The sequence below is a fragment of the Moritella sp. JT01 genome (assembly GCF_001574435.1).
Classification (GTDB): domain Bacteria; phylum Pseudomonadota; class Gammaproteobacteria; order Enterobacterales; family Moritellaceae; genus Moritella.
On the sequence record NZ_LOCN01000040.1, the window covers coordinates 16,568 to 37,653 of the forward strand.

General features: G+C 39.5%; 23 protein-coding genes. 13 read left to right on the forward strand and 10 right to left on the reverse strand.

The features are described 5' to 3' along the window. Nucleotides 1-57 precede the first annotated feature (57 nt). Complete coding sequence (gene mutM / locus AKG98_RS21435) at nucleotides 58-870, forward strand: bifunctional DNA-formamidopyrimidine glycosylase/DNA-(apurinic or apyrimidinic site) lyase (protein WP_067051080.1); 813 nt, start codon at nucleotides 58-60, stop codon at nucleotides 868-870. An 18-nt stretch (nucleotides 871-888) separates the two neighbouring features. Here the strand turns inward: mutM and coaD are convergent, their stop codons facing one another. The 3 genes from coaD to AKG98_RS21450 form a co-directional block, all read right to left on the reverse strand. Beyond that, nucleotides 889-1,374 carry a pantetheine-phosphate adenylyltransferase gene (coaD, locus tag AKG98_RS21440; protein WP_067051083.1) on the reverse strand — a complete coding sequence of 162 codons (486 nt, stop codon included), beginning with the start codon at nucleotides 1,372-1,374 and terminating at the stop codon, nucleotides 889-891. Then, the gene (locus AKG98_RS21445) at nucleotides 1,371-2,420 is read right to left on the reverse strand and encodes a CDP-glycerol glycerophosphotransferase family protein (protein WP_067051086.1); all 1,050 of its coding nucleotides are present in this window, start codon (nucleotides 2,418-2,420) and stop codon (nucleotides 1,371-1,373) included. The genes coaD and AKG98_RS21445 overlap by 4 nt, the downstream gene beginning before the upstream one ends. A gap of 88 nt (nucleotides 2,421-2,508) precedes the next feature. Then, nucleotides 2,509-3,510, reverse strand: coding sequence for a glycosyltransferase family 9 protein (locus tag AKG98_RS21450; protein ID WP_067051150.1), 1,002 nt, complete (start codon nucleotides 3,508-3,510; stop codon nucleotides 2,509-2,511). Nucleotides 3,511-3,603: 93 nt separating this feature from the next. Here AKG98_RS21450 and AKG98_RS21455 point away from each other — a divergent pair, with 93 nt between their 5' ends. Both AKG98_RS21455 and AKG98_RS21460 read left to right on the forward strand, forming a co-directional pair. Continuing rightward, complete coding sequence (locus AKG98_RS21455) at nucleotides 3,604-4,311, forward strand: 3-deoxy-D-manno-octulosonic acid kinase (protein WP_067051089.1); 708 nt, start codon at nucleotides 3,604-3,606, stop codon at nucleotides 4,309-4,311. Nucleotides 4,312-4,405: 94 nt separating this feature from the next. Next, nucleotides 4,406-5,071 carry a TetR/AcrR family transcriptional regulator gene (locus AKG98_RS21460; RefSeq protein ID WP_067051092.1) on the forward strand — a complete coding sequence of 222 codons (666 nt, stop codon included), beginning with the start codon at nucleotides 4,406-4,408 and terminating at the stop codon, nucleotides 5,069-5,071. A 95-nt stretch (nucleotides 5,072-5,166) separates the two neighbouring features. On the opposite strand, the gene waaA is transcribed toward AKG98_RS21460, so the two are convergent. Beyond that, on the reverse strand, nucleotides 5,167-6,474 hold the full coding sequence (waaA, locus tag AKG98_RS21465) for a lipid IV(A) 3-deoxy-D-manno-octulosonic acid transferase (RefSeq protein WP_067051095.1): 1,308 nt from the start codon (nucleotides 6,472-6,474) through the stop codon (nucleotides 5,167-5,169). 133 nt (nucleotides 6,475-6,607) lie between these two features. Here waaA and glpE point away from each other — a divergent pair, with 133 nt between their 5' ends. From glpE to hldE, 3 genes are read left to right on the forward strand one after another with little or no spacing between them, the layout of a single operon-like run. Continuing rightward, complete coding sequence (glpE, locus tag AKG98_RS21470; protein WP_067051098.1) at nucleotides 6,608-6,928, forward strand: thiosulfate sulfurtransferase GlpE; 321 nt, start codon at nucleotides 6,608-6,610, stop codon at nucleotides 6,926-6,928. An 8-nt stretch (nucleotides 6,929-6,936) separates the two neighbouring features. Beyond that, entirely contained in the window at nucleotides 6,937-7,785 is an 849-nt protein-coding gene (gene glpG, locus AKG98_RS21475; RefSeq protein WP_067051101.1) for a rhomboid family intramembrane serine protease GlpG, read from the forward strand. A 17-nt stretch (nucleotides 7,786-7,802) separates the two neighbouring features. After that, complete coding sequence (gene hldE, locus AKG98_RS21480; RefSeq protein ID WP_067051104.1) at nucleotides 7,803-9,224, forward strand: bifunctional D-glycero-beta-D-manno-heptose-7-phosphate kinase/D-glycero-beta-D-manno-heptose 1-phosphate adenylyltransferase HldE; 1,422 nt, start codon at nucleotides 7,803-7,805, stop codon at nucleotides 9,222-9,224. Nucleotides 9,225-9,312: 88 nt separating this feature from the next. On the opposite strand, the gene AKG98_RS21485 is transcribed toward hldE, so the two are convergent. Then, nucleotides 9,313-9,714, reverse strand: a complete 402-nt coding sequence (locus tag AKG98_RS21485) for a flagellar basal body-associated FliL family protein (protein ID WP_067051107.1) — start codon at nucleotides 9,712-9,714, stop codon at nucleotides 9,313-9,315. A 138-nt stretch (nucleotides 9,715-9,852) separates the two neighbouring features. Here AKG98_RS21485 and AKG98_RS21490 point away from each other — a divergent pair, with 138 nt between their 5' ends. Both AKG98_RS21490 and ubiA read left to right on the forward strand, forming a co-directional pair. Continuing rightward, a complete protein-coding gene (locus AKG98_RS21490) occupies nucleotides 9,853-10,485 on the forward strand; it encodes a chorismate lyase (protein WP_228140388.1) in 633 nt (210 codons plus the stop codon). Between the two features lie 18 nt (nucleotides 10,486-10,503). Continuing rightward, nucleotides 10,504-11,364: a 4-hydroxybenzoate octaprenyltransferase gene (gene ubiA / locus AKG98_RS21495; RefSeq protein ID WP_067051109.1), complete on the forward strand. Its 861-nt coding sequence runs from the start codon at nucleotides 10,504-10,506 to the stop codon at nucleotides 11,362-11,364. Nucleotides 11,365-11,487: 123 nt separating this feature from the next. On the opposite strand, the gene plsB is transcribed toward ubiA, so the two are convergent. Beyond that, complete coding sequence (gene plsB / locus AKG98_RS21500) at nucleotides 11,488-13,926, reverse strand: glycerol-3-phosphate 1-O-acyltransferase PlsB (RefSeq protein ID WP_067051113.1); 2,439 nt, start codon at nucleotides 13,924-13,926, stop codon at nucleotides 11,488-11,490. A 197-nt stretch (nucleotides 13,927-14,123) separates the two neighbouring features. Between plsB and lexA the strand changes: the two genes are divergently transcribed. The 4 genes from lexA to fghA all read left to right on the forward strand — a co-directional run bounded on the left by lexA (nucleotide 14,124) and on the right by fghA (nucleotide 17,794). Next, entirely contained in the window at nucleotides 14,124-14,738 is a 615-nt protein-coding gene (gene lexA, locus AKG98_RS21505) for a transcriptional repressor LexA (protein WP_067051117.1), read from the forward strand. A 244-nt stretch (nucleotides 14,739-14,982) separates the two neighbouring features. Next, entirely contained in the window at nucleotides 14,983-15,240 is a 258-nt protein-coding gene (locus AKG98_RS22805) for a hypothetical protein (protein WP_228140389.1), read from the forward strand. A gap of 519 nt (nucleotides 15,241-15,759) precedes the next feature. Further along, a complete protein-coding gene (locus AKG98_RS21515) occupies nucleotides 15,760-16,890 on the forward strand; it encodes an S-(hydroxymethyl)glutathione dehydrogenase/class III alcohol dehydrogenase (protein WP_067051121.1) in 1,131 nt (376 codons plus the stop codon). Nucleotides 16,891-16,948: 58 nt separating this feature from the next. After that, the gene (fghA, locus tag AKG98_RS21520) at nucleotides 16,949-17,794 is read left to right on the forward strand and encodes an S-formylglutathione hydrolase (protein WP_067051124.1); all 846 of its coding nucleotides are present in this window, start codon (nucleotides 16,949-16,951) and stop codon (nucleotides 17,792-17,794) included. A gap of 57 nt (nucleotides 17,795-17,851) precedes the next feature. Here the strand turns inward: fghA and trmL are convergent, their stop codons facing one another. Then, nucleotides 17,852-18,316 (reverse strand): tRNA (uridine(34)/cytosine(34)/5-carboxymethylaminomethyluridine(34)-2'-O)-methyltransferase TrmL, encoded by a 465-nt coding sequence (gene trmL / locus AKG98_RS21525; RefSeq protein WP_045108657.1) that lies wholly within the window; start codon nucleotides 18,314-18,316, stop codon nucleotides 17,852-17,854. A gap of 79 nt (nucleotides 18,317-18,395) precedes the next feature. Between trmL and AKG98_RS21530 the strand changes: the two genes are divergently transcribed. Beyond that, nucleotides 18,396-18,629 carry a hypothetical protein gene (locus AKG98_RS21530; RefSeq protein ID WP_067051126.1) on the forward strand — a complete coding sequence of 78 codons (234 nt, stop codon included), beginning with the start codon at nucleotides 18,396-18,398 and terminating at the stop codon, nucleotides 18,627-18,629. 39 nt (nucleotides 18,630-18,668) lie between these two features. Here the strand turns inward: AKG98_RS21530 and AKG98_RS22810 are convergent, their stop codons facing one another. The 3 genes from AKG98_RS22810 to AKG98_RS21540 form a co-directional block, all read right to left on the reverse strand. Further along, on the reverse strand, nucleotides 18,669-19,253 hold the full coding sequence (locus AKG98_RS22810; protein ID WP_228140390.1) for an ATP-binding protein: 585 nt from the start codon (nucleotides 19,251-19,253) through the stop codon (nucleotides 18,669-18,671). A gap of 27 nt (nucleotides 19,254-19,280) precedes the next feature. After that, on the reverse strand, nucleotides 19,281-19,961 hold the full coding sequence (locus AKG98_RS22815; protein WP_228140391.1) for a HAMP domain-containing protein: 681 nt from the start codon (nucleotides 19,959-19,961) through the stop codon (nucleotides 19,281-19,283). Between the two features lie 107 nt (nucleotides 19,962-20,068). Next, the gene (locus AKG98_RS21540; protein ID WP_067051129.1) at nucleotides 20,069-20,755 is read right to left on the reverse strand and encodes a response regulator; all 687 of its coding nucleotides are present in this window, start codon (nucleotides 20,753-20,755) and stop codon (nucleotides 20,069-20,071) included. Between the last annotated feature and the right edge of the window lie 331 nt (nucleotides 20,756-21,086).

A 21,086-nucleotide genomic window follows, 5' to 3' on the forward strand; every position in this document is an offset into this window, starting at 1 on the left:
TGTTTATTTCCCTTTTTTACCATCAACAGATTAAGTTCTCATATACTGGATTTACACATGCCTGAATTACCGGAAGTTGAAGTAAGCCGTCAAGGCATTGCCCCTTATCTCGAAAATGCACAAATCACTAAGATAGTTGTGCGTAATGCACAATTACGTTGGCCAGTGCCAATCGCGATACAGGATGCAGTGGGCTGTACAGTGACAAGCGTACGTCGCCGAGCCAAATATTTATTACTCGAGACTGAAAAAGGCACAATCATCATTCATCTGGGTATGTCTGGTAGCTTAAGGGTGCTTGATTCGACCGTGACAGTCGAAAAACATGATCATGTAGACATAGTGTTGAATTCAGGTAAATGTCTTCGCCTGAACGATCCTAGGCGATTTGGCTCGGTGTTGTGGCAAGTCGGGGATGTGCTTGAGCATAAATTATTAGCCAGTTTAGGACCCGAGCCGTTGACCGATGCGTTTACAGCACAACGTTTATTTGAGCGATCGCGAGCACGAAAAGTGCCGATTAAGTCATTTCTAATGGATAACCATATCGTGGTGGGAGTGGGTAATATTTATGCCAATGAAGCGTTATTTTCTGCTGGGATTAGTCCAAAACGTGCCGCGGGCAAGGTGTCTTTACAGCGTTATAAAGTTCTCGTGGAAGAAGTCAAACAAGTATTAGCGAAAGCCATTGAGCAAGGCGGTACGACACTGAAAGATTTTACTCAGACGGATGGTAAACCGGGTTACTTTGTGCAGGAACTGCAAGTGTATGGTAAGGCTGGGAAGCCGTGCCCGAAATGTGGTGAAGTATTACAAGCGATGAAGATCGGCCAGCGCAACACGATTTATTGTAATCAATGCCAACGCTAACCTAAGCTTTTTAACGGGCTATTTTTCTGCAATTTTATCTAAAATAGCCTGGCAAACAATCGGTGCAACAAACTGTGCGACATCGCCGTTGTGGATGGCTACTTCTTTAACCAGTGTTGAAGAGATAAATGAATTTTCTTCAGACGGTGTTAGGAATACGCTTTCTAAATCAGGACTTAAGCGACGATTCATATTCGCAAGTTGGAATTCATACTCAAAATCAGATACCGCACGTAAGCCTCGAATTAATACGGATGCATTATATTCTTTAGCAAAATCAACTAATAAACCGCTAAATCCTACCACTTCCACATTATTCAAATGTGTTGTTACGGTTTTTGCTAACTGCACGCGTTCATCAAGATTAAAGAACGGCTTTTTGGTTGGGTTAAAGGCCACGCCAACAATAACGTGATCAAACAATTTTGCGGCGCGCTCGATTAGATCCGTATGGCCATTGGTGATGGGATCAAATGTACCTGGGTAAATTACTTTTACTGTCATGATAGTTTCCAGTATCCTAATTTTTTTCTTAATTTCAGTTGGCGTAATAGGTTTAATGGCTTAGCCTTTAATGAGTCAAAAGTGAAGTTATCAACTGCATCTAATACTCTGGCACTTGAATTACCATCTGTATACGCATGAATATATTTTATGTAATCATCAATGTGTCGCATGAGTTCATCTGGCTGTGTTAACGCTTCTGTTAACGCTGATTCAATTTGCTCTGGTGTACTCACATTGATGAGGTGTTCTCCTTGCTGGTTACCTTTAAAAGTAACCACTGGTTTTCTTTGTAGTAAGAACATCAATAATACTGATGACGTATCACAAAGCATCACGTCGGCAGTTTGTAATATCGGAATGACGTTATCGGTCTCAATAAATTGTAAATTATCACTGCCCAATGCTTTATATTTTTCAACAATTTCGCTATCCATTTTAGGATGAAATTGTACTAACCAGCGCCACTTACCTGTTTTTGATAAGCGTGCGATCGTATCATAAACGTGAGGTGCGCAAGTTAAATTACGAGAAAATGTTGAGCATAATAATACAGTCTTACGATTATCGTTGAGAGCGTGATAAGGATTATTGGCTGGTGCTAATGAAAATAGCGGGTCGACAGCTGGCCAGCCCGTATCTGTAATTTTAAAGGTTTGCTCTGATTTAGCCAACTTAGAAAATTGCTGAGTTACTTTATGCCCAAATGTACAATATAAGTCAAAGCATCCTCGGATTTGATAATGATCTTCTTCACCTCGACGATTCAATTTTCCAGCATCAAAGCCATGGAAAATACCCACTTTAATACCCGGTATGAAACTAGGTACAACGTTACCTGGTACAAATACAGCAAAAGGGTTAAAGACTTGTATTGCTTCCACTGTGGTTAACTGTTCTTCATCGGCAGCTAAATAACTCGCGTTCACATTTGGTTCTAGGAACCACTTTACATTACCGCCTAGACGTTTAATCTCGGACTGTAAAGGCCTTAATATTGCGAAACTATAGTTTTGGCTAATGTAAAAAAGATATTTTTTGGGCATGGTCACATGACTCGTATTCAGGTTGTTATTTATGAATAATATAGAAACACGATTGTAGTCCAATATTACTTGAATTTAAATTGTGCTTTTAAAGCCATTTTTGTAGGCTCGACTTTACTTGTTCAACTGAAATATCATTCATTAAGTCAGGTCCTTTCGCGCGTTGTCCCCATTCACTGTTTGGTAAATGTTGATGGTAAACTTCAGCGACATCGTTAAGGTTATTATAAGGCCCTGTACGCCCCGGGTTACTGTGAGCGTATAAGCCAACAACGGGAGTCCCTACAGTGGTACTCATATGCGCAGGACCAGTATCGGGTGCTAATACAAGATCAGCATGTTTTAAAATAGCGAGCAATTGTTTCAAGGATGTTTCACCAACAAGGTTATTAATTGGCGCGGTGGTGAGCTGCATTATATCTTTGGCGAGTTGCTTTTCGCTTTCTGTCGGGCCACCACATATTGATACTTGATAGTCTTGCTCATGCATATAATTGGCTATTTCAGCATACCCTTCTGTCGACCAATTACGTTCTGCTTTACTTGCTGATGGGCAAATAATAAAATTTTTCTTTTCGTGGCTTAATTGTGAATGCGCCCATAAGTTATCTTGGGTTGAAAGTGGGATATCCCATTGTGGAGGTGCAACGGGTACGCCAATCGCTTCGGCAAACGCCATAAAACCATCGAGTACATGGGGTTGTGATTGCGGCTTAATTTTATGATTAGTGAACAACCACTGGCCTTCTTTGGCTCTTGTTTTATCAAATCCCCAGCGCTGTTTGGCTTTAATACATAAACTCGCGACGCTAGCTCGGAGTGCAACTTGCATATGCAGTAATACATCAAACTGACGGTTATTTAATTTTTTGCGTAGGTCTGAATAGCCTTTTAATCCGGCTTTTTTATCAAAAATAATGAATTCAACATTACTGATGTCCCCAACTAACATGGCTTCTATTTTTCCGATCACCCAAGTAATCTTTACATTTGGGTATTGTCGCTGAATTGCTTGTACAACAGAAACAGCATGGCAAACATCACCAATTGCGGAAAAACGTAAAATACAGATACTCTGTGGAGGGGTCATATTCATTATTTCTAGCTGTTGAATGTAAAAGGCTATTATGCAAATCGTTTGAGGTAATGTAAAATTTATCGACGAAGTTTTTTTGGAGATCACATGTTAATAGAGACACAAGGCGCTAGAGTCTTATTTTTTCAGGACGAATTAAAAGGCGAAATCACCCCTGAATATTTTGATGGGACATATTGGCAACGTAATAATGCGATTATTGGTTCAGCGTTTGGTCGCGGTATTACCTGGTTTTTTAAAATAAACGATAATGAATTTGTGTTACGTCATTATCATCGTGGTGGTTTGATTGCGAAGTTAATTAAAGATGCCTATTTTTATACTGGGTTAAAGAATACCCGTGCTTACCAAGAGTTTGTGGTGACTCAGCAACTTGTGGATAAAAACTTACCAGCACCAAAACCGATTGCAGGACAGATTATTAAACAAGGATTGTTTTATCATGCTGATTTGATTACCGAGAAGATTGCAGGTGCCAACGATTTAGTTGCGGTATTAAAAGATCGTGCGTTAAAACCTGATGATTATAGACAAATTGGCGCAATGATAAAACGTTTCCATGATGTTGATTTATGGCATGCGGATTTAAATACCCATAATATTATTCTCGATGGGGAGGGCAAGTGGTGGTTGATCGATTTTGATCGCTGTAAATTCAAACCCGCTGCAGAAGCGTGGAAAAAAGATAATCTAGCACGGTTAAAGCGCTCTTTTGTTAAAGAGCAAACGAAAGATGCGGCGTTCAAATGGCAAGTGACAGATTGGGATTTATTATTCGCGGGTTATCATCATTGAGTGAACATTCTAATAATGAGATATTACACTGTGTCATTTAGCTGTAAATGTGCGAGTATTGCATATTCCATTATAAATCAAAGCGGTCGTTTTCATGAAAACCAGAGATAAGATCATTCATACTGCACTTGAGCTGTTTAATGAATGTGGTGAGCGTAACGTGACCACCAATCATATTGCCGCACATTTAGGTATTAGTCCTGGCAATCTTTATTATCATTTTCGTAATAAAGAAGACATTATTGACTCTATTTTTGATCAATATGTGAATTATTTAGCGGACCATTTCCAACCTCACAGTGAAGGCGACGTGACGTTAGAAGTGATGATGAGTTATTTAGATTCGATGTTTGAAACGATGTGGCGTTTTCGATTTTTGTATTACAGTTTACCGACCCTGTTATCTCGAGATCCAAACTTACATAAAAAATATTTAAAATTCCAAGAAGTGTCAGCACAGCGTGAAGTTGATTTATTATACTCTTTACAGAAAAATAAAGTGGTGAATATTCCAATGGAAGATCTGGATGAATTAGCCAACTCTATTAAGGTTGTGCTTGTGTCTTGGGTAAGCTATCGCACCACAATCAGTAAAGATGCAAAAGTATATAAGACGGATATTTATCGTGGCATTCTAAAATCGCTCTTCATGATGAAACCTTACTTCACTGAACAAGCCCTTGTCGATTATCAGCATATGCGTGAATATTATTTACGTTTAGCGACGGCTGAAACGGTTATTCCTGAGACAAACAGCTAGTTGTATTGATTCTTATTGACGGTGTAGGTATGCAATATGGTTTTTCTTTATCGCTGATCTTTAGTGAACAAGATAAACCATATTGACGATACAGACTATTTTGTATGGGCTTGATCGAGCGTTTGGTCGATGTAAAAGGTTAGTTTTTGCATAATTTTGGTTAATGCGCCTTTGTTCTTTTCCACGACACTCTTTGCTTGTTGTCCCATGACCACTGCAATCTCTGGTTGTGACATCAATTCATTTATCTTATGGGCTAATTCAAGCTCATTACTGACGACCGCAACCCCATCACATGCAAGTAATTGGGCTGTTACGTCCGCAAAATTATAATAACTTGGACCTGTGATACACGCTTTTGATAATGCGGCTGGTTCTAATAAGTTATGTCCACCGACTTTATCTCCAATTAAACTTCCGCCCATAAAGCAAATATCACTGGCGGCAAGTAGTATTGGCATCTCACCCATACAGTCCCCTAAATAAACATCAATGTTACTTAGGTTGTCTGTCGTTTTAGTTTGGCTGCGTCGTTGTGTGTGAGGGAATTTTTCTAAGCAGCGTGTCGCCACATCATCAAAACGTTCTGGATGGCGAGGTACTAGTATTAACAGCGCATTCGTATGTTGTTGTTTTACTATCTCGAATGCCGCGAGCACGATCTCATCTTCACCTTTATGTGTACTTGAGGCGATGACGACAGGACGTTGTTTGCCAAACTGTTGGCGCAGTGATAAACCGTGATTGATGATGGTGTCCGAGAATTGAATATCAAATTTTACGGTACCTGTGACAGAAAGTTGCGATTGCCTTAACCCTAACGTTTTAAAACGACGTAGAGCATTTTCATCCTGACATAAGATATGGGTCAATTTTTGTAACGGCGCTGAAAACAATGATTCAAATCGTTGGTATTTTTGTTGCGATTTTTCAGACAACCGAGCATTGACTACTATGGTGGGAATATTTTCATTTTTACAAATAGTCAGCATATTCGGCCATAACTCGGTTTCCATGATTAAACAAAGTGCTGGTTTCATACGGCTAATAAATTGCTTTACCGCACAAGGGTAATCTGCAGGAAAGTATCTGTGTTCGATGTTACCTGTTAAGGCAGCGACACGCTCTGCACCAGTACTCGTTGTCGTCGTAATGAGTAGCGGTTGTTCAGGATAGTGTTGTTGCAAGGCATTGATAATGGGGGTAGCTGCAATTACCTCTCCCACCGAAACTGCATGGATCCAAATCGGCGGCTGTGATTGCGCTAATTCCGGTGCGATACCTACAAACTCTTTCCAGCGCTGCCCAACAGGTGGCTTACCTTTTTTTGTCTTTAACAGTAGAGAAAATATCAACGGTGAAGTTGCATAAAGTAACGCGGTGTAAAGTGAGCGGCTAAGCATCAGGTATTCCCTTCTGTATCAATATGAGCAATGTGATAATATCATCATAAACTAATAGTTCGTTCGTGAATCATTAAATTCAATCTTTAATGTGGACATCATCGAACGAAAAAAATTATATTTAAGGTGTAGCATGGATAGTTTTAAACATATTTCAATTAATGAGGTCCAACAATTAATCAGCAATAGTACAGGCGTTAAAATTGTCGATATTCGCGATCCTCAATCATTTACAGATGCACATATTGAAGATTCATTGCATCTCACTGACTCAGCGTTAGGTAACTTCATGCAGCAAACGGACTTTGATGTGCCTGTTGTTGTTGTTTGTTACCATGGCCGTAGTAGCCAAGGGGCTGCACAATATTTAGTGGAACAAGGTTTTGAAAACGTGTACAGCATGGACGGCGGGTTTGAAGCTTGGCGTCGAGAATGTGCGTTTGTGACAAAATAGGTAATAGCATGATTGAGATTGGCGTAATTAATAATCCGCGTATGGCGCAGGCTTTTGTGGATTATTTAGCAGTGCAAAAAATTGATGCGAAAGTCGCACAAACAGAAGACGGGTTTGCGATTTGTTTACCCGCGATGACCCATGTTGAAGTTGCATCACAAGAACTCGATATCTTTTTGGCTGACCCTTATCAAGATAAATACCAAGCTGCGTCTTGGGATGTTGCTGATACGCGTACGGTAAATTTCAGTTATGGTTCGGGTAATATGTTGTCCAACTTTTTGATGCATGCAGGTAAAGTGACCCTCACTATTTTTGCCTTGAGTGTGATTGTCTTTGTGGCAATGTACTTTAGCATGTTGACACAAAATGAGTTTATCTATGCTGCGCTGCATTTTCCTTTTGATTTAAGTGTTACATCTCTGAGTGAGGTTTGGCGTTTATTTACCCCTGCGATTATTCATTTTTCAGTTTTACACCTGGTCTTTAATTTATTATGGTGGTGGTATCTTGGCGGCCAAATTGAAAATAAGCTGGGCAGTAAAAAGTTATTACTGTTGTTTTTAGTTGCTGCGTTAATACCCAATATCGGTCAGTTTTTATTAACCGGGCCTAACTTCGGTGGTTTATCGGGTGTGGTTTATGCCTTGGTCGGTTATATTTGGTGGACAGGTTGGTTAGCGCCAACACAGGGTATTAGTTTACCCAAGCCTTATGTTGGTTTTATGCTGGTTTGGCTTGTGCTCGGCTTTTTCCCAATATTTGGTCTCAATGTTGCTAACGCTGCACATGTACTTGGTTTAATGGTTGGTTGTGGCCAAGCATTTTTAGACTATAAATTTAAATCTTCTAATTAGAAGTTATCGAGAGAATAATGGAAATCATTTTACCTGACTTTAACAATGCAAAAATATTAGTCGTTGGCGATGTAATGTTAGATCGTTATTGGACGGGCGATTCGAGTCGTATTTCTCCAGAGGCACCAGTCCCAATTGTTAAAGTGAACAATGTTGAAGATCGCCCTGGTGGCGCCGCTAACGTTGCGCTTAACCTTGCGGCTTTAGGCGCGAGTGCAAAACTTTTAGGCTTAACGGGTAATGATGAAGCTGCACAAGCGCTATGCGGTAAAATGAATGCTGTCGATGTTATTTGTGATTTTTTGCAATTAGATGATTACCCAACAATCACTAAATTACGTGTATTAAGCCGTGGCCAGCAAGTGATTAGATTAGATTTTGAAGAATCTGTTGCGGCAGTAGATACCCAACCTTTAGTAGTCAAAACGATTGATAATTTTTCGGATTATTCAGTCATGATCGTATCTGACTATAACAAAGGCGCCTTGGTTGAAGTGCAACAAATGATCCAAGCAGCAAAACAACAAGGCGTTAAAGTTTTTGTTGATCCAAAAGGCTGTGATTTTGAAAAATACCGTGGTGCGACCTTGTTAACGCCAAATTTATCGGAGTTTGAAGCGGTTGTTGGACATTGCAAGAATGAACAAGACCTGATTGATAAAGGTCGAAAATTAATTGTTGAATATGATCTCGAAGCATTATTAGTTACGCGTAGTGAAAAAGGCATGACCTTAATTCGAGTGGAACAAGAGGAATTTCATCTTCCAGCATTAGCACAAGAAGTGTATGACGTGACCGGTGCGGGTGATACGGTTATTTCTGTATTAGCGGCGGCTGTATCAGCGGGTTCATTACTCGAAGAAGCTTGCGCATTGGCTAACGCGGGAGCAAGTGTTGTGGTCGCTAAAATTGGTACGTCGACGGTAAGCCCGATGGAATTAGCGAACTCTGTCTACGGCTCTCATGAAAGCGGGTTTGGTGTATTAAGCGAAGAACAGTTAAAAATTGCGGTTAAATCGGCTAAGTTACGTGGTGAAGAGATTGTCATGACTAATGGTTGTTTTGATATTCTGCATGCGGGCCACGTGTCTTATTTAAATTCGGCACGTAAATTAGGGCAACGTTTAATTTTGGCGGTGAATTCGGATGCTTCTGTACGTGGGTTGAAAGGCTCAGGCCGTCCGATTAATACTTGTGACCGCCGTATGACGGTACTTGCTGCCTTAGGTGCAGTTGATTGGGTTGTGGAGTTTGTTGAAGAAACACCAGAGCGTTTAATCTCTGAATTGCTACCTGATGTATTAGTTAAAGGTGGCGATTACAAAGTGGAAGAGATCGCTGGGCATAAACAAGTTCTGGCGAATGGTGGCAAGGTTAATATCTTACAATTTGAAGATGGTTGTTCCACGACGGCGATCATTAATGCGATTAAACGTTAATGCTATTAAGATAATGAGTGACTAGCTGATTGTATTAGTGATGTGAATTGATAAAGGAGTAGGCTTAGCGGCTTACTCCTTTTTTTGATTACATTAATATATATTTGGTAAATAATAGGTTCTCAATAACGGCTTCACCACTTTCTTGTTTGAGTAAGCCGTTCACTTCATTTTGGATCATTTTTCTGACTTCTTCGCGGCCAGTGAGAGAGCGTAAATGTTGTGGTGATTGCTGACCGAGTAATGAAATTATTTTATCTCTGATCAAGGGCTCGTGTTTTTCTATCACCGCTAAGCTTTTTTTATCTGCCAGCATAAATTCTATAGAGACACTGATGAAACCAATTTTGTTTGTTTCACTGGTATAGTTGGTAATAATATCCGGCTCTAAGCCGAAATAAATATACACAGGCTTGTGGTCGTTAGCAGATACGGCAGTGGAAGAGACTGAGGCCGTGATCATACACAAGAGCCAGAATAATTTTTTCATTTACCGTATCCTTAGTTAAATGAGTCGTTAAAGTAGGTTGGTTGTGAGTCAGTATACTCACTTTCAAATGATTAATTAAATAAATCAGTTAACAACTTGTGTCCCTGCTTACAATCTTGGTCTGAATAGCAGATAATTATGCCTGATTCCGTTGTTGAAAAAGTAATTTATAATATGTCAGATAATATAAATAATACGCGTACTAGTGAGCAGACATTACCAAGCTATCCCATAGGCTGTGATTCGAAGTGGTTGTGGCCAACTATATTAGAAGAAAAATTATCTGCGAATCTTTATGATTGGCTCGTTGATACGGGGTCATTAACAGCTAGATTGAAGCAGCATTGTCAGACATTTACGGTTGAAATATTAGCGGAAGGCCATTATCAATTATCCGATGATGAAAAGATAAAATTAAACCTAACGGATAACTTAGGGTTTGTTCGTGAAGTACTATTAAAACTTGATGGCGTACCTTGGGTCTTTGCGCGTAGCGTTATACCGTTAAATACGCTAACTGCACCAGGCGGTGAACTGGAAAAACTGGGGAACCGTTCATTAGGTAGCGTATTGTTTAACGCACCTGATATGCAACGTAGTGAAATTGAAATTGCTGAATTTTATTCACACAGTAAAGTATATTCATTATCTCATCTGTTCTCATCAGCCCCTAAAGCATCGTTGTTCGGGCGTCGCTCGTGTTTTCTATTAGGCGGGCAGTCATTACTTGTTTCTGAAGTGTTTTTACCTGATGCCTTAGCGTATAAATAATAAAAGGACGTTAACTCTATGTCGTTCATGACATCAAAAATGAAAGATTACATACAGCTTACTCGTATGGATAAGCCTATTGGCACCTTGCTGTTATTGTGGCCAACACTGTGGGCGCTGTGGATTGCTGCTGAAGGGGTCCCTAAATTAGATGTACTCCTCGTTTTTACATTAGGGGTTATTTTAATGCGTGCGGCGGGATGTGTGATTAATGATTTTGCTGACCGTCATGTTGATGGGCATGTAAAACGCACTGAAAATAGGCCTCTGGCTGCAGGGCGTATATCAAGTCGTGCCGCGTTGACGTTTTTCTTTGGTTTAACTTTGTTAGCATTTTTACTGGTGTTAACCATGAATACATTAACGATACTATTATCGTTTGTTGCTGTTGGTCTTGCTGCATGCTATCCCTTTATGAAGCGTTATACTCATCTACCGCAAGTGGTATTAGGGATGGCGTTTGGTTGGGCTATTCCGATGGGATTTGCAGCGCAATTAGATACAGTACCGAGTTATGCATGGTTATTATTTGTGGCTAACATCTTATGGACCGTGGCTTATGACACCTTATATGCCATGGTTGATCGGGACGATGATGTAAAAATTGGTATTAAATCAACGGCTATTTTATTTGGTGAGAAAGATAAGTTGATCGTGGGATTACTGCAGTTAGCGTCGTTGTTGTGCCTCGTTATATTAGGTTGGTTACTTGTATTACCAAGTGTGTACTTTATTGGCCTAATCATTGTTGCAGGGTTATTTGTGTATCAACAAATCTTGATTAAGGATCGTGATAGAGACGCTTGTTTTAAAGCGTTTTTACATAATAATTATGTTGGTATGGTTATTTTTGCGAGCCTATTTTTAAGTTATGTATAAATACTGAATGGATGTCATTCACAAGTAATAAAAAAGGAGCGTTAGCTCCTTTTTTATTACTTCCAATGTGTAATGCCCGGAAGGCAATATCATTATAGTAACGACATCACCTCAAGTATGATGCTACTTGTTGTCACTAGACTGCTGACTAAGCATTACATCCGAGATTGTTTGCTTCACTTCAAGCGTGGTTAAGCTTCTGACTATATTCGCTAACTGACTAATTTTATCGGATTTAGCTGTGCCTGTATCAGATAAGTAATGCAGATCTTGGAGTTTATTAATAAAGATAGCGAGCACTTTCTTATCAAAAAACTCTGGCGCACTCACCCCGTTTAGCGATGATAAACGTTCGGCAATTAACTGACTACGATCTTCGAGTTGGCTTTTTTCAATGACTTGGTTATGCTCTAATACGGTCAGTACAATCGCATAACGTTGTAGTGTTTCTTGGATGCTTGCAGCAAGTAGTCTCAGTGACATTAAGTGTTCGTTAACCGGTATAATGACACTGTCACTGTTGACGATTAATCCCTGTGTTTGCATCTCAGTTAACGTGTCAGTGATACAATCATCTAACTCATCGTCTGAATATTTCAAGAACAGTTCCGCTTGAATTAACGGATAAAGCTGGCGAACTTTGGCGTTAATGTCTTCTACATTTGTTTGTGGTTTTTCTGTTACGATTGCCGCAATTAATGACGGTAGTGCAAACAGGTGTAAAATATTATTACGGTAGAAGGTTAATAGTACAGCTTGTTCATATGACATCGATAGCATTTGCCCTAAGCTATCTTCACGCACGGTGAATTTTTTCAGTGAGATCGCTTGGTCTAGAATTTCTTCTGCACTGTTCTCAGGTAAGGTACTAAATTCACTATACGGATTGTTACGAAGTAATTTTAAGTAACTATCAATTTGCTTCACCAAAATTTCTCGGCTCAGTGCTTTATGTGGCGCGGCGTGTAAAATTACTGCGCAAATCGTTAAGGCATTTACCGCAGCTGCACTATTGATATTTATCATCACTTGATTCGCAAGATCGCGGGTCGTTTGGTTTAGCCATTTAGGCTGTTCTTCAACCGGCATATTCATGTCATCACGCCAGTTTTTAACGTGTTTATTTAAATATTGATTAAGATTGATCGGTTCACCAAAGTTAACAAATGCTTGGCCATAATTTTTAAGCTTTTTGGCGATCCCAAATACTTGGAATACACTTTCCTTTTTCTTATTAGCCCCTGATAACTCTTTTACGTAGGTACTCACTTCCATCACATGATCGTAGCCTAGATATACTGGCACTAATGTAATTGGTCGGCTTTGTTCTCTTAACATCGCTTGTAATGTCATGTTAAGCATACCGGTCTTTGGTGGTAATAAACGTCCGGTACGGCTTCGGCCACCCTCAGCAAAGAATTCAACAGAATATCCTTTTGAGAATAATAAGCTTAGGTATTCTCTGAAGACGGTTGCATAAAGTTTATTGCCTTTAAACGTACGGCGTAAAAAGAATGCGCCGCCACGACGGAACATAGGGCCTGCAGGGAAGAAGTTAAGATTAATACCAGCGGCTATATGTGGTGGGATCAAACCTTCATTGTAAATAACATAAGAAATAAGTAAGTAATCCATGTGGCTACGATGGCAAGGCATAAATACAATTTCATGACCATCGGCGGCAAGTTTACGCACTTGTTCGGCGTTATTAACTTTGATACCGCTGTAGATCTTATTCCATAACCAGCTCATAAAATTACTGGTGTTTTTTACGAGTTTATACGAAAAATCACTGGCAATTTCATCGATGTAATCATTGGCTCGCTTTTCCGCTTTTTTCGCTGAAATATTATGCTCAGCGATCTCAACTTGAATGGCTTTTTTAACTTCTGGATTACGCAGTAGTTGTTCAACAAGTTGGTAGCGGTTAGGTAGTTTGGGACCTGATGCGGCTAATTTTTGACGACTGAAATGGATCTTAGCAACACGAATTAATTTCTGTACAATTTTTTCATCGGTGCCGTGCTGATCGGCCATGAAACGCAGTGATACCGGTTTGTTAAAACGAACTAAGTTATCTTTACGGTTAAGACCCACAATGATTGTTTTACGTAAACGGCTTGGTGAAATACTGTTTGCTAATGACAGAAGTGGTATTTGACCTTCTTTACCGGGTGCGCGACCCCAAAATAATGCGACTGGCATTAATTGAATATCAAGGGCTTTATCATCTTTATGTAAGCGTAGTAGCTGTTGGAATTCGTTAAAAAATACGTCGGTATCTTTTACTCGGCCGAAGAGGGGCGCTGGATTATCTAAGCAAACATAACTGGGAATGATTACCCCGTTCACTTTTATTGGTGTAAGTGGGTCGGGTAAGCCTCGTTCTTTACACGCTCGCTGTAATGCAACGAGATCAGTCATCGATTTAGTTTTTAAAGCGTAAACAATTGGACGCGTTAAATCTAACTTTAGCGCATCAATTGGGTTATCTGGTACGTACTGAGATTTAACTAAGCCGTTAACGAAACTGCGACTTAACATTGACGGTGTTTGTTGCATAGGTGTTATCATTCTGTTGTTTAAAGTGCAAGAGTGCTTACTCCAATAATATCAGATGTATAACTATAAATCTGTGTTTAAGCACCTGCAAACGATTAATTCATTATTATCCAGATATAGCCAAGGCTTATATTGCAAACTTGATAATACTGTATATAATTACAAGAAACTGTATATAAAACCAGTTAGGGTTCATGATGAAAGCATTGACACAAAGACAAGCAGAAGTATTTGAATTAGTTAAACAACATATTAAAAATACAGGTATGCCACCGACCCGAGCTGAAATTGCTAAGGAACTTGGCTTCCGTTCGCCTAATGCTGCAGAAGAGCATTTAAAGGCATTAGCACGAAAGGGCCATATCGAAATTCTTGCGGGTACGTCACGTGGTATTCGTTTGTTGGTTGATGCTGACCTTACCAGTGGTTTACCTTTAATTGGGCAGGTTGCCGCCGGTGAGCCAATTTTAGCGCAAGAACATATTGAAGCACACTATAATGTTGACCCTTCAATGTTTACACCAACGGCAGATTTTTTACTGCGTGTACGTGGCGAAAGTATGCGTAATATTGGGATTATGGATGGTGATTTATTAGCTGTACATAAAACTAAAAATATCAGTAAAGGCCAAGTTATTGTTGCGCGTGTCGACGATGAAGTAACGGTTAAGCGCTTTGAACAGCAGGGCAATGAAATATTACTGCATCCTGAGAATGATGAAATGAGCACAATTCGTGTTGATTTAAATTTCCAAAGTTTTGATATTGAAGGTGTCGCTGTCGGCATTATTCGTAATACTGATTGGATGTAATCACCCCTTCTTACGCCATCGAGCCTGAAGATAGATAGTAAATAATCCTATTGTTGACTATCTATCGTTATATTTCTTTTTTCCTTTCTTACTCCCCCATCTTTAAATTTAAAAATCGTTTTCAAATCTTGCTTTAATATCACAGTTCTGATCATCTTCTGCTTATTTATTAATCCTTTTCTATATTCATGATTTTTTAGAAAAATAATCAAGTTTGTTTGATGATGCGTGTCGCGATCCCGATATGATTGATTTAAAAATATTCATTGAATCAACACACCAGTTTTTAAATAATTGTTCTGATTTAATGATGGAGATTACCGAGCAAAGTAATGAAGCAGTTAATAAAATTGCGGTAATGGAAAGTCAGATTCTCAATATTAATGCGCTGGTTGATAAGCTAAAAGTGGCCGCTGAACAGTTAAAACAGCAATCACTGAAAGTACAAAACAAGACGATTAGTACGGGGTCGATGGATGAAGGTGAAATAGAGTTGTTTTAATTTTCGATAGGTAATACTTTGTTTCATAATTGAAGTTAGATAGACTCTGGCCTCTTTTGTTTCCCTCTACAAAGTTGAATTCGTCTATGTGGTTATCCATCCCTCCCTCGGTGCATCGAAATATCATCGCGTTGGCATTGCCAATGATCTTGTCAAATATCAGTATTCCACTATTAGGTTTGGTGTTTTGTATTTGATGGTTTATCACTTGCTTGGTTGTTATATCCTTCGCTACAAGAGAAGATCATGTAATGAAATCCTATCGACTATACTGAAGAGGTTTAAGCCTTCCTGATAATATAGCACTGTTATCAAGCTCGTTATTAACGAAAAGGAAAGATGAAATTACCGCGGTATTTTTGATTTTCTTTTTATTGTTACACCTGGGTAAAAGTAATTTGTGTTTCAAGGGTATTATCATTTCTGTGCAAATGAATATAATGAGCGCCATACAGTATGACTGGCCGAATACATAGATAGGTATTACGGCATATTAATTTTATCCCAATGGAGATGAACATGACTGACAAATTTATTAAATCTAAAGCAGCTATTGCTTGGGGTCCAAACCAACCACTATCCATCGAAGAAGTGGATGTAATGTTACCAAGAAAAGGTGAAGTGTTGGTTAAGGTTATCGCTTCAGGCGTCTGTCATACCGATGCATTCACATTGTCGGGTGATGATCCAGAGGGTATCTTCCCCGTAATTCTAGGTCATGAAGGTGGCGGTATTGTAGAACAAATCGGTGAAGGTGTGACTAGCGTGCAAGTTGGCGATCATGTTATTCCTTTATATACACCAGAATGTGGCGAATGTAAGTTCTGTAAATCAGGTAAAACTAACCTTTGCCAACAGATCCGTGAAACACAGGGCAAAGGTTTAATGCCTGATGGCACGACGCGTTTCTATAAAGACGGTCAACCAATCTTCCATTATATGGGTTGTTCAACATTCTCTGAATACACAGTATTACCAGAAATCTCGTTAGCGAAAGTGAACAAAGAAGCCCCGCTTGAAGAAGTATGTCTACTTGGTTGTGGTGTCACAACAGGTATGGGCGCGGTAATGAACACGGCTAAAGTTGAAGAAGGCGCAACCGTTGCTATCTTCGGTTTAGGTGGTATCGGTCTTTCTGCTGTTATCGGCGCGACGATGGCGAAAGCGAGTCGTATTATTGCTATCGATATTAACGAAAGTAAATTCGAATTAGCGAAAAAATTGGGTGCAACAGACTTCATCAATCCAAAAGATTATGACAAGCCAATTCAAGACGTTATTGTTGAACTAACAGACGGTGGTGTCGATTACTCGTTCGAATGTATTGGTAACGTTAACTTAATGCGTTCTGCATTAGAATGTTGTCATAAAGGTTGGGGTGAATCAATCATAATTGGTGTGGCTGGTGCAGGTCAAGAGATCTCAACGCGTCCATTCCAACTTGTAACTGGTCGTGTATGGCGTGGTTCTGCATTCGGTGGTGTTAAAGGCCGTACAGAGCTACCTGATTACGTTGAACGTTACCTACAAGGTGAATTCAAATTAAGTGATTTCATTACCCATACTATGGGTCTTGAAGATATCAACGAAGCATTTGATTTAATGCACCGTGGTGAAAGTATTCGCAGCGTTATCCACTTCGATAAATAATTAAAATATGCCCCGCTATTGAGCATCTAAATAGCGGGGCGACTAGTAAAGGTTTGTCATGTCTATAGAAGTTGTTAGTAGTAATAAAATGTTTGGCGGTTGGCAGCATCAATATAATCATGCGTCGAGCGTATTAAATTGTCAGATGCGTTTTGCAGTGTATTTACCACCGCAAGCATCAAATATGCGTAAAGTACCTGTGATGTATTGGTTGTCTGGCCTGACGTGTACTGATGAAAACTTTATGCAAAAAGCCGGCGCTCAGCGTATTGCTGCAGAACTGGGTATTGCGATCGTGGCACCGGATACTAGTCCGCGTGGTGAAGGTGTCCCTGATGATGTTGACCAAGCGTATGATTTTGGCCTAGGTGCCGGATTCTATGTGAATGCCACACAAGCACCGTGGAACACACATTATCAAATGTATGACTATGTGCTCAATGAATTACCAGCATTAATTGAAGCTAATTTCCCGGTGACACAAGAGCGTGTGATCAGTGGCCATTCGATGGGTGGACATGGTGCATTAGTGATGGCATTGCGCAATCCAGAACGCTATCGCTCCGTGACGGCATTTAGTCCGATTAGTAATCCAATCAATTGTCCTTGGGGACAAAAAGCATTACAAAATTATCTCGGTAAAGATAAAGCAACGTGGCAACAATACGATGCGAGTTTATTGATGGCGAAAGCGGATAAATTTGTACCTGCGATGGTTGAGCAAGGCAAAGATGATTCATTTTTGGGTGAGCAACTTAAGCCGAATATGCTGACTGCTGCGGCTGAGCTAAAGGGTTATCCTCTCACGCTAGAAATGCATGATGGTTATGATCATAGTTACTATTTTATCGCCACGTTTATTGAAAAACATATGCGTTTTCATGCGGCTAATTTAGCGAAATAAGTATTACAAATAATCTTATTCTAAGGGTGATAGAGCTTGTTTCTATCACCCTTTCTTTTATTTTGAACCTGCAAAATCCAACTGGCGCCAGCTTTCATAGATAAAAACAGATACCGCGTTCGATAGATTCATACTGCGACTTTCTGGTAGCATCGGAATTCTTACCTTTTGCTCTTGTGGTAATGTATCGAGTACTTCTGGCGGTAGACCGCGTGTTTCAGGTCCAAATAATAAAACATCACCTGCTTGATATTGCGCTTCATGATGGTATTTCGTGCCTTTGGTTGTACATGCAAAAATACGAGCATCCCCCACACAATCTAAAAATGCTTGATAATTAGCATGACGTTTTACGTCTGCAAATTCATGATAATCCAGTCCCGCACGTTTTACCCTTTTATCATCCCACTCAAAACCAAGCGGTTCGATTAAATGCAATTTGAAACCAGAGTTGGCACAAAGGCGAATGATATTACCTGTATTTGGTGGGATTTCAGGTTCAAATAGTGCTACTTGTAACATAATAAAGTCTCAGTTCAGGGTTATATAACGTAGGTACTTTGCGTAGAATAGCAAATTTAACAACCTAATGGTAAAAGTGATGAAAAAGCGTAGTACTTTGATCGTAGCAGGCTTGATTATATTAAGCGCGCTCCCTTTTTGCTTGAATATTCTGATTAATATGTTTTTTGCAGATCTGGATACAGAAATATATGAGAAGAAAAAAGCACGAGTGGAACAGCGTCGACAAATAGAAAAAATGTTTCCCGAGTTAAATACGACTAACCCATTACGCCCACAGGTTACAACGAATAAAGCCGCAGAAGATAAATAATAATCAACTTCTGCGGTTCTTCAATTTCTATAGTTGCGGTTAGCTCATTGGTATAGTAATAGTGATCTGTAAGCCTTGTGTGTCTCTATTACTTGCCCGTATTACCCCATGATGTTGACGGACCGCATTTTCAGTAATTGCGAGCCCTAAACCGGCACCGCCAGATTCACGGTCTCGGGCTTGTGATACACGATAAAAAGGTTTGAAAATCTGCTCAATTTCGTCTTCTGGTACGCCTGGACCATCATCTGTGATCACAAAAGTTATCTTATCGGTGTCGCTGGTGATAGCTAAATGAACCTGCTGGTTGGCATAGCGTAATGCGTTACGAATCACGTTCTCTATGGCACTGCCGAAGAGTGCTGGAAAGCCTTTGATATTCAAATCTGGAATTGGTTGATGGCTGAAACTTTTGTCTAACTGCTCAGCCTCGAAAATGGCATCCTCGCAAATAGGTTGTAACAGTGAGTCAAGATTAAATGATTCTTTGGTTGTGGCATTTAACTGTGTTTTCGATAAGTTTAATAGCGCTGAGATCATTTCTTCTAAGCGTTGTGATTCATTATCGATACGCAGGATCTCTTTCGTCTCACCATAGTGGCGTTTAGATAATGCAACGGACATTTTTAACCGTGTTAAGGGCGATCTCAACTAATGAGAAATATCACTCAATAAACGATGTTGAAGTGAAATATGCTCACGAATAGAGAACATCATGGTGCGTAAACTTCGCGCTAATTCACCAATTTCATCTTGTCTTTGAGTCGCAGGCACTACAGCATCTAAATTACCATCAGTGATCTCGGATGCAGTTCTTTGTAACTTCTGCAATGGTTTCGAAATATGCCATGCGAGTGATGCACATAATGGCATACTGACAAACATCGTAATGAAAAGTAATAGAAATGGTCTATCTAATACATTAATTAACCATATATTGTGCTCTGCCGGTAGCTGTTGTGCGGCATACAATTGAAATTTTTCACCACGTAGCTTTATTGGGATCGGTCCGGTCATTAACCAGTTTTTATATTGTTTTACTTTCGGTTGTGGAAATTCTTCACTTTGCAAAATAAAGCGGCGAATAGCCTTAGAAGCTTTGCTACTTGAAATGATATCGCCATTCATACGGACTAAATAAAAATGTTTTGTTTGTGCTTCTTTAGGGGTTATTAACACTTGTAATGGGATGTTCGAATAGCGATCAGCAGAGCTAGAAATATTATGTGCAATGGTATTTAAAATACTGACTGAGCGCGGATCGAGTTGTCTCATGATTCGGCTATCTAATGTTGGTAGTGCTATAACGACGGCAACAACGAGTAGTAGCATACACCAAAACCAGACAAAAATTTTAACGAACAGTTGATTCAATTTGCGACTCAGCACGTGTTAATAACCTTATTTCAAAAATGATAGAAGTGTGTAAGAGGGGCCGATTATGTATCTAGCCACATATAACCACGGCCACGAAGTGTGCGAATTCGCATTTTTTCATCTTTTCTTTCTGGTAATTTTTTACGTAAGTTACTTAAATGCATATCAATACTACGGTCAAACGGCGTCAGTTTTTTACCCAGTACTTGCTCGCTTAAATCGGCTTTGGTTAGGATCGTACCTGGCGATGAGATGAGTGTTTCTAATAACATCAGTTCGGTACTGGTTAAATCAAGCAGAATGCTTTGACACCACGCCTCTTGGGTTCGGCTGTTTATCTCAATGTCTAAGTGCGTCAACAATTCTGTTTTTTTAGTGGATGTCGGCGGCTCTATACGACGTAATACAGCTCTAATTCGTGCTAATAATTCACGTTCACTGAACGGTTTTGGTAAATAATCATCGGCCCCCATTTCTAAGCCAAGAACACGATCAATCTCATCGCCTTTCGCGGTTAACATTAAGACCGGCGTGCTGTTATCTACGCGAAGTTTTTTTAATACTTCAAAACCGTTTAACTTTGGCATCATGACATCTAAAAGGACCATATCATATTGACTACTTCTTATTGCGGCCAAACCGGCTTCACCATCATGTACCATATCGACATCGAAATCTTCGAGACTTAGAAACTCAGCGAGTAATTCGGCTAGCTCTTTATCGTCATCAATTAATAATAATTTAGTCATATTGGGTACTCTGTTAATTGTTTTTATTGTATTAGGATACTGGGTTAAGCAGTAAATAATTCTAAGATTTACTTTGTTTTACATTTTTATTTCGGCATAGTAAAAAATGGTGATACCTAGTCAGTTTAACTAAGATGGCGCAATAAACAATGCTATCCTCAATTAAAGAGCTGGAGATTGTGATGTGCTACGTAATTGCTTTATTTACGATAATGGCGTTAATGACACAGTATTTATTACTATTTTTTTAGATGAACGAACTAGAGTGGATGCCTTATTTATATCTATATGTTGCAGCTATCCTAAAATAACAACAGAATATTTTTATTGT

Coding starts and splice junctions, on each gene's coding strand:
- AKG98_RS21455 (WP_067051089.1), top strand. CDS start 3,604: ATGTTAATAGAGACACAAGGCGCTAGAGTCTTATTTTTTCAGGACGAA.
- AKG98_RS22805 (WP_228140389.1), top strand. CDS start 14,983: ATGATTGATTTAAAAATATTCATTGAATCAACACACCAGTTTTTAAAT.
- coaD (WP_067051083.1), bottom strand. CDS start 1,374: ATGACAGTAAAAGTAATTTACCCAGGTACATTTGATCCCATCACCAAT.
- AKG98_RS22815 (WP_228140391.1), bottom strand. CDS start 19,961: ATGCTACTACTCGTTGTTGCCGTCGTTATAGCACTACCAACATTAGAT.
- waaA (WP_067051095.1), bottom strand. CDS start 6,474: ATGCTTAGCCGCTCACTTTACACCGCGTTACTTTATGCAACTTCACCG.
- glpE (WP_067051098.1), top strand. CDS start 6,608: ATGGATAGTTTTAAACATATTTCAATTAATGAGGTCCAACAATTAATC.
- AKG98_RS21530 (WP_067051126.1), top strand. CDS start 18,396: ATGAAAAAGCGTAGTACTTTGATCGTAGCAGGCTTGATTATATTAAGC.
- AKG98_RS21460 (WP_067051092.1), top strand. CDS start 4,406: ATGAAAACCAGAGATAAGATCATTCATACTGCACTTGAGCTGTTTAAT.
- AKG98_RS21450 (WP_067051150.1), bottom strand. CDS start 3,510: ATGACCCCTCCACAGAGTATCTGTATTTTACGTTTTTCCGCAATTGGT.
- AKG98_RS21445 (WP_067051086.1), bottom strand. CDS start 2,420: ATGCCCAAAAAATATCTTTTTTACATTAGCCAAAACTATAGTTTCGCA.
- mutM (WP_067051080.1), top strand. CDS start 58: ATGCCTGAATTACCGGAAGTTGAAGTAAGCCGTCAAGGCATTGCCCCT.
- AKG98_RS22810 (WP_228140390.1), bottom strand. CDS start 19,253: ATGTCCGTTGCATTATCTAAACGCCACTATGGTGAGACGAAAGAGATC.
- hldE (WP_067051104.1), top strand. CDS start 7,803: ATGGAAATCATTTTACCTGACTTTAACAATGCAAAAATATTAGTCGTT.
- ubiA (WP_067051109.1), top strand. CDS start 10,504: ATGTCGTTCATGACATCAAAAATGAAAGATTACATACAGCTTACTCGT.
- AKG98_RS21490 (WP_228140388.1), top strand. CDS start 9,853: ATGCCTGATTCCGTTGTTGAAAAAGTAATTTATAATATGTCAGATAAT.
- AKG98_RS21485 (WP_067051107.1), bottom strand. CDS start 9,714: ATGAAAAAATTATTCTGGCTCTTGTGTATGATCACGGCCTCAGTCTCT.
- AKG98_RS21515 (WP_067051121.1), top strand. CDS start 15,760: ATGACTGACAAATTTATTAAATCTAAAGCAGCTATTGCTTGGGGTCCA.
- lexA (WP_067051117.1), top strand. CDS start 14,124: ATGAAAGCATTGACACAAAGACAAGCAGAAGTATTTGAATTAGTTAAA.
- trmL (WP_045108657.1), bottom strand. CDS start 18,316: ATGTTACAAGTAGCACTATTTGAACCTGAAATCCCACCAAATACAGGT.
- glpG (WP_067051101.1), top strand. CDS start 6,937: ATGATTGAGATTGGCGTAATTAATAATCCGCGTATGGCGCAGGCTTTT.
- AKG98_RS21540 (WP_067051129.1), bottom strand. CDS start 20,755: ATGACTAAATTATTATTAATTGATGACGATAAAGAGCTAGCCGAATTA.
- fghA (WP_067051124.1), top strand. CDS start 16,949: ATGTCTATAGAAGTTGTTAGTAGTAATAAAATGTTTGGCGGTTGGCAG.
- plsB (WP_067051113.1), bottom strand. CDS start 13,926: ATGCAACAAACACCGTCAATGTTAAGTCGCAGTTTCGTTAACGGCTTA.